This window comes from Streptomyces sparsogenes subsp. cuspidosporus (assembly GCF_039532705.1).
In the GTDB taxonomy this organism is placed as follows: domain Bacteria; phylum Actinomycetota; class Actinomycetes; order Streptomycetales; family Streptomycetaceae; genus Streptomyces; species Streptomyces sparsogenes.
Window position 1 is genome coordinate 20,331 of the sequence record NZ_BAAASD010000051.1, and the last position, 12,245, is coordinate 32,575.

Here is a 12,245-nt window from a genome sequence, read left to right on the forward strand (position 1 = left end):
GGGCGGGCGTGGGGGACGTGAGGGGTCACCGGGCGACCGCGTCCAGCGCGTCGACGATGCCGTAGCCGTAGAAGCCGTTGATGTGCTTGGTGCCGGTGCAGGTGGCGTCCGTGTCGCCGTCACCGTCGGGGTCGTACGCACCGGTGGGGCAGCCCGGGTTGTCCGCCTGGGCCTTCAGCAGCCACTGGATCTCCTGCGGGCTGGAGCCGGGGTGCGCGCTCTTCAGCAGCGCCGCGACCCCCGCCACATGGGGCGAGGCCATCGAAGTGCCCTGGAGGTAGGCGTAGTCGCCGCCGGGCATCGTGGACAGGATGCGGCCGTCCTTGGCGGGCAGCTCGGGCACCTGGTACTTGTCGCCGCCCGGGCCCGCCACGTCGATCTGGCCCAGGCCGTAGTTGGAGTAGTACGACTTCGCGGAGGTGACGCCGGTCGCCGCGACCGTGACCACGCCCGGGAGCTGGGCGGGCACGTCCGGGCAGGCCGACGGGTCCACGGTGCGCTCCACCGGGGTGGTGTCGTTGGGGCTCGTGGTGTCGGTGAGCGAGCCGGCCGCGAGGTCATGGCCGGAGTTGCCCGCCGAGGCGACGTTGACCACGCCCTTGCGCTGCGCGTACGCCGAGGCCCGGCCGACCGCGTCGGCGATGGCCTTCTGGTCCGGGTCGGCCGCGCAGTTGTACTTCCAGGGGTCGACGTAATAGCTGTTGTTCGTCACCTCGACGCCGTGGTCGGCCGCGAAGACGAAGGCGCACACCACGCTCTCCGCGTAGAACAGGCTCGTCGTCGGCTCGCTGACCTTGATGGCGGAGACCTTCACGCCGGGGGCCACACCGGCCACGCCCACGCCGTTGCGGGCGGCGGCGATCTCCCCGGCCACATGGGTGCCGTGGTAGTCCTCGGCCGGGTCGAACGGGCGCCAGGCGCCGGGGCTGGTGTCGGCGACGCCGCCCACGCAGCTGGCCGACTGGGCGCGGGAGAAGTTGGGGGCGAGGTCGGGGTGGGTGTCGTCCACGCCGGTGTCGATGACGGCGACGGTCACCTTGCGGCTGCCCGGGTTCACCTTCGCGGCCCGGTCGGCCTTGATGGCCGGGAGGTCCCACTGCAGGGGCTCCAGCGGCTCCTGGCCGGCGGTGGCCCGCGCGGCGACGGCCTTCCGCTGCTTCTCCGCCACCTTCTCGGGCCGGCCGACCTCGGTGGTGGCCGCGGCGGTCAGCGGCGCGGTGCGGGTGGCGCCCGCCGACTGGACGCCGCGCACCTGGCGGATCGTCCGCGCGAAGTCGGGATCGGCCGAACGGGCGACGATGACGCCTATGGGTTCGTAGGCGGTCACCACCGTGCCATGGGAGGCGGTGATCGCCTTCTTCACCGCGCCGACGGTGCCGCGGTCGGTGGCGGTGTTGACCACGTACGACAGCGTGGGGCCGTCGGCCGTGGCCGCGGAAGCGGGCGCGCCCCGGGGGATGGCCGAGGCCGCCTGGGGGAGCAGGACGAGGGACGCGGTGAGCGCCAGCCCGGCCGGCACCGCCGCCAGGGCGCGCCGTCGTCTGATGCCTGGTCGTCCGGTACCTGGGTGTGCCGGTCTGTGATGAGCCATGGGGTCTCCACATCATCCGTGCAGACCGCCCGGCGCGAGTCGCGCGTGGGCGGGTACATGACGAGCGAAACTATCGTCGATCAAGGACCCTCTCAAGGCATTCCGGAGGAAATCCCGCCACAGCACCCGGAGTCAATCGCTCCGCCGACTTATTCGCCCCTTTCAACTACCAGCCCCTGTCGCGCGCCCCCCGGTCGCCCTACGATGCGTGATCCGGATCACTACAACCGCCGTATCACGTCCCCGTCAGACGCCACCTCACCAGGAGAGACCGTGGACACCGCGCCGGCCAGCGATCGCCCCGACGATCAGCGACAGCAAGAACCACCCCCCTACGCCGAGGTGCAAGCGAGCGCGGAGTTCGGTGAACTGCGCCGCGCCCACCGCTCCTTCGCCTTCCCGCTCACCATCGCGTTCGTCAGCTGGTACCTGCTGTACGTCCTGCTCTCCAACTACGCGGACGACTTCATGGGCACCAAGCTGGTCGGCAACATCAACGTCGCTCTGGTGTTCGGCCTCGCCCAGTTCCTGACCACCTTCCTCATCGCCTGGTGGTACTCCCGCCACGCCGCGGCCAAGCTCGACCCGCGGTCGGCCGCGATCAAGTCAACCCTGGACGGTGGAGCATGAGCCTGCATCAGCTCGCGGTCGACAGCGCCTCGGACCACCGGCCGCTGATCATCACCCTCTTCTCGGTCTTCGTCCTCGCGACCCTCGGCATCACCGTATGGGCCGGCCGCCAGACCAAGGACGCCACCGACTTCTACGCCGGCGGCCGCTCCTTCAGCGGCTTCCAGAACGGCCTGGCCATCTCCGGCGACTACATGTCCGCCGCGTCCTTCCTCGGCATCGCCGGCGCCATCGCGCTCGCCGGCTACGACGGGTTCCTCTACTCGATCGGCTTCCTCGTCGCCTGGCTGGTCGCCCTGCTGCTGGTCGCCGAGCCGCTGCGCAACACCGGCCGCTACACGATGGGCGACGTGCTCGCCTTCCGGATGCGCCAGCGCCCGGTCCGCACCGCCGCCGGCGTCTCCACCATCGTCGTGTCGATCTTCTACCTGCTGGCCCAGATGGCGGGCGCCGGCGTGCTGGTCTCCCTGCTGCTGGGCATCACCAGCGAGGCCGGGAAGATCCTCATCGTCGTCCTCGTGGGCGTCGTGATGATCCTCTACGTGTCCATCGGCGGCATGAAGGGCACCACCTGGGTGCAGATGGTCAAGGCCGTCATGCTGATCGCGGGCGCCCTGCTGATGACCTTCCTGGTGCTGCTCAAGTTCGACTTCAACGTCTCCGACCTGCTGGGGAAAGCGGCGGAGAACACCAAGCTCGGCCACGCGTTCCTGGAGCCGGGCCTGAAGTACGGGGTCACGGGCACCACCAAGCTCGACTTCATCTCGCTCGGCCTCGCCCTGGTGCTCGGCACCGCGGGCCTGCCGCACATCCTCATCCGCTTCTACACCGTCCCCACCGCCAAGGCCGCCCGTAACTCGGTGAACTGGGCGATCGGCATCATCGGCGCGTTCTACCTGATGACCATCGCACTGGGCTTCGGCGCCGCCGCGCTGCTGAACAAGACCGACATCACCACATCCAACAAGGCCGGCAACACGGCCGCACCGCTGCTCGCCGAGGAACTCGGCGGCCCGGTGCTGCTCGCCGTGATCTCCGCGGTCGCCTTCGCGACGATCCTCGCCGTCGTCGCCGGACTCACCCTCGCCTCCTCGTCCTCCTTCGCCCACGACCTGTACGCCAACGTCATCCGCAAGGGCGAGGCGACACAGGAGGAGGAGGTCAGGGCCGCGCGCTGGGCGACCGTCGGCATCGGCGCCGTCGCGGTCGTGCTCGGGGTCTTCTCCCGCGACCTCAACGTCGCCGGGCTCGTCGCCCTCGCCTTCGCGGTCGCGGCGTCCGCGAACCTCCCGACGATCCTCTACAGCCTGTTCTGGAAGCGCTTCACCACCCAGGGCGCGCTGTGGTCCATCTACGGCGGACTGATCTCCTCCGTCGTCCTGGTGCTCTTCTCGCCGGTCGTCTCCGGCAAGGAGAGCTCCATGTTCAAGCACGCCGACTTCGACTGGTTCCCGCTGGAGAACCCCGGCCTGATCTCCATCCCGCTCGGCTTCCTGCTCGGCTGGGTGGGCTCCCTGCTGTCCAAGGAGAAGCCGGACCCCGACAAGTACGCGGAGCTGGAGGTCCGCTCGCTCACCGGCTACGGCGCCCACTGACGGAGCGCCCCGGCACCCCCGGCGGCGGCCCCGTCACGGACCCGCCCGACCGCGCCATCGGACCCGTGCGGCCTCGAATGTCACAGGCGTCGCGTACGCTGCGAGACAATTGAGTGAAGCGTGAAGAAGGCGCGAAGTCGAGCACCAACGAGTCCGTGGAGGGGCCGCCGCCATGCTGATCGACACCTACGGTCGCGTCGCGACGGATCTGCGCGTCTCCCTCACCGACCGCTGCAATCTGCGCTGCACCTACTGCATGCCCGAAGAGGGCCTCCAGTGGCTCGCCAAACCCGACCTGCTCACCGACGACGAGATCGTCCGGCTGATCCGGATAGCCGTCACCGACCTCGGCGTCACCGAGGTCCGCTTCACCGGCGGCGAGCCGCTGCTGCGCCCCGGGCTCGTCGGCATCGTCGAGCGCTGCGCCGCCCTCACCCCCCGCCCCCGGATGTCGCTCACCACCAACGGCATCGGCCTGGAGCGCACCGCCCGGGCCCTGCGCGACGCCGGCCTGGACCGGGTCAACGTCTCGCTGGACACCCTGCGCCCCGACGTCTTCCAGGCCATGACCCGGCGCAAGCGCCACGCCGACGTTCTGCGCGGCCTCGCGGCGGCCCACGCCGCCGGGCTCACCCCCGTCAAGGTCAACGCGGTGCTGATGCCGGGGCTCAACGACGACGAGGCCCCCGACCTGCTCGCCTGGGCCCTCGAGTGCGGCTACGAGCTGCGGTTCATCGAGCAGATGCCGCTGGACGCCCAGCACGGCTGGAAGCGCGAGGGCATGATCACCGCCGGGGACATCCTGGCCGCCCTGCGCACCCGCTTCACCCTCACCCCCGAAGGGGACGACGAGCGTGGCTCCGCGCCCGCCGAGCGCTGGCTGGTCGACGGCGGCCCCGCCCGCGTCGGGGTCATCGCCTCCGTCACCCGCCCCTTCTGCCGCGCCTGCGACCGCACCCGGCTCACCGCCGACGGACAGGTGCGCACCTGCCTGTTCGCCCGCGAGGAGTCCGACCTGCGCGGCGCCCTGCGCTCCGGCGCGCCCGACGCGGAGATCGCCCGACTCTGGCGCCTCGCCATGTGGGGCAAGAAGGCCGGCTCCGGCCTGGACGACCCCTCCTTCCTGCAGCCCGACCGCCCGATGTCAGCGATCGGCGGCTGAGGCCCACTCCTCCAGGGTCACCACGTCCTTCAGGAAGCCCCGCACCCCGAGGAACTCGGAGAGATGGCCGCGGTGCTCCTCACAGGCCAGCCAGGTCTTGCGCCGCTCCGGCGTGTGAATCTTCGGGTTGTTCCAGGCCAGCACCCAGACGGCGGGGGCCCGGCAGCCCTTCGCTGAGCAGATGACGGCGTCGGTCTCGGAGGCGGACTCGGCAGTGTTCACACCGCAGACTCTACGGAAGCCGCGCCGGACATGGCGACGCCGGGCAGCCACGGGGGGAGCCGCCCGGCGTCGGTCCGTCGCTCCGACGGGGGATGCGGAGCGCGTACGAAGTATGTCACGAGCGATGGGGCACAGTGCAGCGGAACCGCGCAATTGATCTGAGGTTTTCCTGAGCTTACGGAATCGGCCCAGGTCAGCCGTGCTCGGCGCGTCCATTCTCGGAGGACGCCGCGGCGCCTTCCGCGTCCGATTCCGCCCCGGCCGTCCCCGAATCCCCCTTCTCCTGGCCCGAGATGAGCATCGGGCGGTGCGGCACGGGGATGAAGGTGGAGGGGAGCGAGGGGGCGTTCTCCCGGCCCGCGTTCGCTATCACCACGGCGATGTACGGGAGCACCGCGCCCAGCACCAGGGCCACCACGGCCACATGCCGCTCCACGTTCCACAGCACCGCGGCCAGAATCACGGACACGGTCCGGATCGACATGGAGATGATGTACCGCCGCTGCCGGCCGCGCACATCGTCGGCCAGCCCCTGCCGGGCCCCGGTGATCCGGAAGACCTCGGTTTCACTGTGCTTCCGCATCACGTTCCACCACCCGATCGCCACGCCGGAACTCCCCGCTTCCGGACGTACCCCACGTTACGCCCGAAGTCCTGGGGGTACGCGAGTGGGGCACCCTGGAGGGTGGTGGCGTCGCTACGCCGTACGCCTATGGCCGACTACGGCGTGCGTCGCATCACGCCCGCCCGAAAACTGAACCCATACGAACACGCGCGCCGCGCGGGGCCTGCGCCCGCCGCGCGGCGCGTCGGGAGGCGATCATGAACTGGCTGTGGGCGATCGTCGTAGGTCTGATCCTCGGTGTGCTCGCCAGGGCCATCCTGCCGGGCAGACAGCCCATCCCGCTCTGGCTGACGACGATCTTCGGAATCCTCGGCGCCATCGTGGGCAACGCGGTGGCGAGCTGGGTGGGGGTCCGGCACACCTCGGGCATCGACTGGTGGCGCCATCTGCTCCAGGTGGCCGGAGCGGTGGTCATCGTCGCGCTGGGCACGCCCCTGTACGCCTCGATCCGCGGCGGACGGCGCAGGGAACGGGCCTGAGGCGAGCCTGAGCCGAGCCCGAGCCCGACCGGGTGGACGCCCGGTCTGAGCCGAGCCTGAGCCCGACCGGCTGGACGCCCGGTCGGGCTCAGGCTCCGGCCTGACCGGCTACAGCCCCCGCAGCCGGGCGATCTTCCGCCCCGCCTTGAGGTACACACTCCCCGAGTCGGCCGCGAGCCCGGCACCCGCCAGGGCCTCCGCCGCCACCTCGGCCAGCGGCCGCACCGCCTGCGCCTCGGTGAGCACCAGCGACTCCTGCCCGCCCTCGGTCTCGATGACCAGGCGCAGACCGTTCTGCTTGGCCACCCGACGGGCCGCCGAGGCGCTCGGCTGGAACTCCAGCACCTTGCTCAGCACGCCCGCGACCGACTCGCCGCCGTGCTCCGCCACATCGACCTCAGGCAGCGTCTCGACATCCGTGAAGGACTTCTTCGAGAACTGCGCCACGAACCCCGCGCGCGCCGCCATCGCCGCCGCCACGCCGTACAGGGCCGTCACCACCTCGCCCGCCAGGACCTTCTTCAGGTCCATCGGGTGCAGCGAGCGGTCCTCCAGGCGCGCCTTGACCACGTCGATCTCGCCGTCGGTCCACTCCGTCCAGGCCCGCAGGTACGGGGCCATCAGCCGGTCCGGGATCGACATGATCTTGCCGAAGACGTCATCCGCCGGCGCGGACAGCGGAATGTAGTTGCCCTTGGACTTGGACATCTTGGCGCCGGTGCCGTCCGTGCCCTCGATCAGCGGCATGGTGACGACCAGCTGCGGCCGCTGCCCGCGCAGCTCCATCAGCTTCCGGCCCATCTGCAGGTTGAGCAGCTGGTCCGCGCCGCCCAGCTCGACATCGCACTCCAGCGCGACCGAGTCCAGCCCCTGGGCGACCGGGTAGAGCAGCTCCGACATGGTCAGGCCGTGGCCCTCGGCCAGCCGCTTGCGGAAGTCCTCGCGCTGCAGCAGATGCGAGGCCGGGACCTGGGCGAGCAGCCCCAGCAGCTCCGGGAAGGTGTACGACGCCAGCCACTCGCTGTTGCGCCGGAAGCTGACCTTCTTCTCGAAGTCGAAGAACGGCCGGACCTGGTCCTGGTAGCCCGCCAGGTTCCGGGCGATGTCCTCGTCGGTGAGCGGCGGCCGCTCCGCCGTACGCCCGCTGGGGTCGCCGATCTTCGCGGTGAAGTCGCCGATGAGCAGGGTGACGTCATGCCCCATCCGCTGGAAGCGGCTGAGGATGATCACCGGCACGGCGTGACCGAGGTGCACATCGGCGGCCGTCGGGTCGATGCCCAGCTTGATGCGCAGGCCCCGGCCCGCCGTCCGGCGCTCCTCGATCCGCTCGGCCAGCTGGTCCACGCCCGGCAGGACCTCGACCGTACGCGCCGCGATCAGCTCGGCCTGGTCCTTCGCCGACAGGTCCGTCAGGTCCAGATAGCGCCGGGAGCCCGTCTCCTCGAGCAGCTTCTCCACGGTCGTGTCGGAGGAGAGGTCTGCGGTGAGCAGTGCGCTGGCGCGGGCGACGGATTCGCCGAGGCGTGTCATGGCGTTCCTGGTTTCCTGGTGGTGGTCGGGACTGGTGATGGTCGGAATCGGTGATGGATCGACGGTGGACCGACGGTGACGGATGGGCGTGGACCAGTCTATTCGCCCCGTTCAGACGCCCTTGCTGACGGAGCTCATGTTGAAGTCCGGGATCCGCAGCGCGGGCATCGCGGCCCGGGTGAACCAGTCGCCCCACTCGCGCGGCAGCGTACGCTCCGTACGGCCCGCCTCGGTGGCCCGGGACAGCAGGCTCACCGGCGACTCGTTGAACCGGAAGTTGTTCACCTCGCCGACGACCTCACCGCCCTCCACCAGATAGACCCCGTCCCGGGTCAGCCCGGTGAGCAGCAGCGTCGCAGGATCGACCTCGCGGATGTACCACAGGCAGGTCAGCAGCAGACAGGGCCCGCCGCCCTCGGTCGCCGCCACCATCTCCTCCAGCGAGCGTGGCCCGCCGCCCTCCAGGATCAGATTGTCGACCCCCGGGGCCACCGGCAGATCCGTCAGACCCGCCGTGTGGCGCGTGGTGATCAGCTGGTTCAGCACCCCGTCCCGGATCCAGTCGGTGGCGGTCAGCGGCAGCCCGTTGTCGAACACCGACGCGTCGTCCCCCGACGAGTGCGCGATCACGAACGGAGCCGCCTCCAGACCCGGCTCCGCCGGGTCGCTGCGCAGCGTCAGCGGCAGCTCCGTCAGCTTCTCCCCGACGCGCGTGCCACCGCCCGGCTTGGAGAAGACCGTGCGGCCCTCCGCCGCGTCCCGCGCCGCCGAGGACCAGAACTGGTAGATCAGCAGGTCCGCGACCGCCGTCGGGGGCAGCAGCGTCTCGTACCGCCCGGCCGGCAGCTCCACCTTCCGCTGCGCCCACACCAGCCGCCGGGCCAGCTCGGCGTCGATCGCGGCCGGGTCCACGTCCGTGAAGTCGCGCGTCGCCTGCCCCGCCCAGGCCGAGCGGGTGCGGTCCGGGGACTTGGCGTTGATCTCCAGGCTGCCGGTCGGCTGGTCGTGGCGCAGCCGCAGCCCCGTGGAGGTGCCCAGGTAGCTGGTCACCACCTCGTGGTTGGCGAACCCGTACAGCTCCCGCCCGCCCGCGCGGGCCTGCGCGAAGGACTCGCCGAGAGCGGGCGCGAAGGCCGCGAACACCTCCGAGGACGTCTCGTCCGGCGCGTCGGTGAAGCCCGCTGAGGCCGCCGCCCCGCCGCCGGCCTCCACCAGCGGCTGGGCGTCCTCCGCCGGCCCCGCCTCCCGCGCCGCCGCCTCGGCGGCCCGCACCAGCGGCTCCAGGTCCTCCGCGGTGACCGCCGAGCGCGACACCACGCCGGAGGCGGTGCCCCGGCCGCCGTCCACCGTGGCCACGACCGTGAGCGTCCGGCCGCGGGTCACCCCGTTGGTCGTCAGGGCGTTGCCCGCCCAGCGCAGATTGGCGGTGGAGGTCTCGTTGGCGATCACCACACAGCCGTCCGCCCGGGACAGCTCCAGGGCCCGCTCGACGATCTCGTGAGGCTTGTTCACGCCGCTCATGCACCCGCCTCCTGCGTGGTGTTCAGAATGTTGATGTTCCGGAACAGGGCGGACGGGCAGCCGTGCGAGACCGCGGCGATCTGGCCCGGCTGGGCCTTGCCGCAGTTGAAGGCCCCGCCCAGGACATACGTCTGCGGGCCGCCGACCGCGCTCATCGAACCCCAGAAGTCGGTGGTGGTGGCCTGGTACGCGAAGTCCCGCACCTGGCCCGCCAGCCGCCCGTTCTCGATCCGGAACGCCCGCTGCGCGGTGAACTGGAAGTTGTAGCGCTGCATGTCGATCGACCAGGAGCGGTCGCCCACGAGATACAGCCCCCGCTCGACCCCGCCGATCAGCTCCTCGGTCGAGGGCCCGTCCGGCGCCGGCCGCAGCGACACGTTCGCCATCCGCTGGACCGGCACATGGCCGGGGGAGTCGGCGAAGGCGCACCCGTTGGACCGCTCGAACCCGGTCAGCCTGGCGATCCTGCGGTCCAGCTGGTAGCCGACCAGCGTGCCGTCGCGCACCAGGTCCCAGGACTGCGCGGCCACCCCCTCGTCGTCGTACCCGATCGTGGCCAGCCCGTGCTCGGCGGTCCGGTCACCGGTGACGTTCATGATCTCGGAGCCGTACTTCAACTTGCCGAGCTGGTCGAAGGTGGCGAACGAGGTGCCCGCGTACGCCGCCTCGTAGCCCAGCGCCCGGTCCAGCTCGGTCGCGTGCCCGATCGACTCGTGAATCGTCAGCCACAGGTTCGACGGATCGATCACCAGGTCGTACGACCCCGCCTCGACCGACGGCGCGCGCATCTTCTCCGCCAGCAGCTCCGGGATCTCGGCCAGCTCCGCGTCCCAGTCCCAGCCCCCCGCCCCGGTCAGGTACTCCCACCCGCGCCCCACCGGCGGCGCCAGGGTGCGCATCGACTCGAACTCACCGCTGTCCGGATCCACCGCCACGGCCGTGAGCTGCGGATGCAGCCGGACCCGCTGCTGGGTGGTCGTGGTGCCCGCTGTGTCCGCGTAGAACTTGTTCTCCTGCACCGTCAGCAGCGACGCGTCCGCGTGCGCCACCCCGTCGGCCGCCAGCAGCCGCTCACTCCAGTCCGTGAGCAGCCCCGTCTTGTCCGCGTCCGGCACATCGAAGGGGTCGATCTCGTACGACGAGACCCAGGTCCGGTCCGCGTGCACCGGCTCCGCCGCCAACTCCACGCGCTCGTCCGACCCCGAGGCCTGGATCACCTGCGCGGACAGCTTCGCCATCGCCACCGCCTGCGAGGCCACCCGCGCCGCCGCGTCCATCGTCAGGTCCACCCCCGACGCGAACCCCCAACTCCCGCCGTGCACCACCCGCACCGCGTATCCCAGGTCGGTGGTGTCCGACGACCCCGCCGGCTTGCCATCCCGCAACCGCCACGCGGCGCTGCGCACCCGCTCGAGCCTGAAGTCGGCATGCTCGGCCCCCAGCGCGCGGGCGCGCGCGAGCGCCGCGTCGGCGAGGGCGCGCAGCGGCAGTGCGAGGAAGGACGGATCGATCTCATGCGGCACGGGCGACTCCCCTTCGGTCGGTGTGTCCGGCTCGATACCTGTCGATCCGCAGTGAACCATGCCGCTACGGCCCAGGTGCGGTTATTTCCCGCCGAGCCCGAGCCCGAGGCCGGGGCCGGAGCCGGGGCCGGAGCCGGGGCCGAGGGACAGCAGGCGGCCGTAGCGAGGGCCGCACCGGTCCCCGGAGACCGAAACCACTCAGCGCAGTACGGCCGCCAGCAGATCGGCGCCCAGCGCCGTCAGATCGGGCAGGTTGAGGGTGTAGCGGACGTAACGGCCCTGCCGCCGGGGCGTGAGCAGGCCCGCGCGGCGCAGGACGGCGAGGTGGCGGGAAACCTCCGGGGGTGAGAGTTCCCAGAAGTGGGCCAGCTCGCTGGTGGTGTGCGGGCCGCGGGCCAGGGTGCGCAGCAGCCGTAGCCGCACCGGATACGCGAGCGCCTCCAGCCGGAGGGTGATGGTCTCCAGCGACACCGGCTCCGATGGGCTCGGCTCGGCGACGGGATACTGCACCACCGGATGCCACCCGGGCGCGTGGACCGCCACCAGGTGCGGGCGGCCGAAGACGCTGGGGATGAAAGTGACCCCGGCGCCACGGGCGGCGGTCGCCTTGTCCTGCACCTTGTCCACGATGATGCAGTCGCCGTCCGGCGCCAGGGTGACCGCGCCGGAGACCGAGGCGAGTGCCGCCCCGACGCCGTGGCGCCTGAGCAGTTCGTTCTTCAGCCGCAGATCGGTGGCGAGCTGCACCGCGACGCCCGCCCAGGCGCCGTCGAAGAAGGCTTCGGCACATTCTTCGAGGGTGTGGCGCACCCGCGCTCGTACCGCGGCCGGGTCCGCGAGCAGCCGCTCCGCGAAGGCCTCCTGCAACCCGCCGCGGGCCTGGGCCACGTCCAGGGCCCGCTCGCGCGCGGTCGTGTCGGTGAGCGGCGACGCCCCGGGGAAATGGACCCGGTTGCTGCCGCACGTGGTGACGAGCGCGGCGGTCACATAAGTCTCGTCGTCGATCCGGTCCACGTCGTCCAACTCCTCGGCGAGGGTGGGCCGGGGCCGTGCGGGGTACAGGAAGTCGGCCTGTGAGGAACGCCAGAGGAAATCCGCCTCCCTGAGCCGCTCCGCCAGCTCCGGCCGCAACCCGGCCCAGACGTCCGCGGCCCAGCCGGCGAACTGCGGATGATGGCCGGGCTCGGCCAGCACGTGCAGCATCGCGGTCAGCTCGGCCAGCGGCGAGGCGGCGAACCGCAGCCGCTCGGACGGCAGGCCGCTGATGTCGATCCTCAACGTCATCCCCTCATCATCACCGCCCGGGCGGTCGGCGACGGCGTCGATTGACGGTGTCCGTCAACCGACGTGCCCGCCCGGTCGGCCGT

Annotated in this window: 11 protein-coding genes; 4 read left to right on the plus strand and 7 right to left on the minus strand. The window is 71.4% G+C overall.

Annotated features, from left to right (window positions below; genetic code table 11):
* Window positions 1-25 precede the first annotated feature (25 nt).
* Window positions 26-1,591: a S8 family serine peptidase gene (locus ABFY07_RS36935; protein ID WP_346178681.1), complete on the minus strand. Its 1,566-nt coding sequence runs from the start codon at window positions 1,589-1,591 to the stop codon at window positions 26-28.
* Between the two features lie 273 nt (window positions 1,592-1,864).
* Between ABFY07_RS36935 and ABFY07_RS36940 the strand changes: the two genes are divergently transcribed.
* The 3 genes from ABFY07_RS36940 to moaA all read left to right on the plus strand — a co-directional run bounded on the left by ABFY07_RS36940 (window position 1,865) and on the right by moaA (window position 4,978).
* Window positions 1,865-2,221, plus strand: coding sequence for a DUF485 domain-containing protein (locus ABFY07_RS36940; protein ID WP_065958281.1), 357 nt, complete (start codon window positions 1,865-1,867; stop codon window positions 2,219-2,221).
* Window positions 2,218-3,816: a solute symporter family protein gene (locus ABFY07_RS36945; protein ID WP_346178682.1), complete on the plus strand. Its 1,599-nt coding sequence runs from the start codon at window positions 2,218-2,220 to the stop codon at window positions 3,814-3,816. The genes ABFY07_RS36940 and ABFY07_RS36945 overlap by 4 nt, the downstream gene beginning before the upstream one ends.
* Window positions 3,817-3,988: 172 nt before the next feature.
* On the plus strand, window positions 3,989-4,978 hold the full coding sequence (gene moaA, locus ABFY07_RS36950; RefSeq protein WP_346178683.1) for a GTP 3',8-cyclase MoaA: 990 nt from the start codon (window positions 3,989-3,991) through the stop codon (window positions 4,976-4,978).
* Here the strand turns inward: moaA and ABFY07_RS36955 are convergent.
* Both ABFY07_RS36955 and ABFY07_RS36960 read right to left on the minus strand, forming a co-directional pair.
* Complete coding sequence (locus ABFY07_RS36955) at window positions 4,961-5,200, minus strand: hypothetical protein (protein ID WP_065958275.1); 240 nt, start codon at window positions 5,198-5,200, stop codon at window positions 4,961-4,963. The genes moaA and ABFY07_RS36955 overlap by 18 nt on opposite strands.
* 193 nt (window positions 5,201-5,393) lie before the next feature.
* Window positions 5,394-5,783, minus strand: coding sequence for a DUF3099 domain-containing protein (locus ABFY07_RS36960; protein WP_346178711.1), 390 nt, complete (start codon window positions 5,781-5,783; stop codon window positions 5,394-5,396).
* A 239-nt stretch (window positions 5,784-6,022) separates the two neighbouring features.
* On the opposite strand from ABFY07_RS36960, the gene ABFY07_RS36965 reads away from it, so the two are divergent.
* Window positions 6,023-6,304 carry a GlsB/YeaQ/YmgE family stress response membrane protein gene (locus tag ABFY07_RS36965; RefSeq protein ID WP_346178684.1) on the plus strand — a complete coding sequence of 94 codons (282 nt, stop codon included), beginning with the start codon at window positions 6,023-6,025 and terminating at the stop codon, window positions 6,302-6,304.
* A gap of 108 nt (window positions 6,305-6,412) precedes the next feature.
* On the opposite strand, the gene tyrS is transcribed toward ABFY07_RS36965, so the two are convergent.
* The 4 genes from tyrS to ABFY07_RS36985 all read right to left on the minus strand — a co-directional run bounded on the left by tyrS (window position 6,413) and on the right by ABFY07_RS36985 (window position 12,162).
* On the minus strand, window positions 6,413-7,834 hold the full coding sequence (tyrS, locus tag ABFY07_RS36970) for a tyrosine--tRNA ligase (RefSeq protein ID WP_346178685.1): 1,422 nt from the start codon (window positions 7,832-7,834) through the stop codon (window positions 6,413-6,415).
* A gap of 111 nt (window positions 7,835-7,945) precedes the next feature.
* A complete protein-coding gene (locus ABFY07_RS36975) occupies window positions 7,946-9,355 on the minus strand; it encodes a metallopeptidase TldD-related protein (protein ID WP_065958268.1) in 1,410 nt (469 codons plus the stop codon).
* Window positions 9,352-10,878, minus strand: coding sequence for a TldD/PmbA family protein (locus tag ABFY07_RS36980; protein ID WP_346178686.1), 1,527 nt, complete (start codon window positions 10,876-10,878; stop codon window positions 9,352-9,354). Before ABFY07_RS36980 ends, ABFY07_RS36975 begins: the two co-directional genes overlap by 4 nt.
* A 198-nt stretch (window positions 10,879-11,076) precedes the next feature.
* Window positions 11,077-12,162 (minus strand): DUF5937 family protein, encoded by a 1,086-nt coding sequence (locus tag ABFY07_RS36985; RefSeq protein WP_346178687.1) that lies wholly within the window; start codon window positions 12,160-12,162, stop codon window positions 11,077-11,079.
* Between the last annotated feature and the right edge of the window lie 83 nt (window positions 12,163-12,245).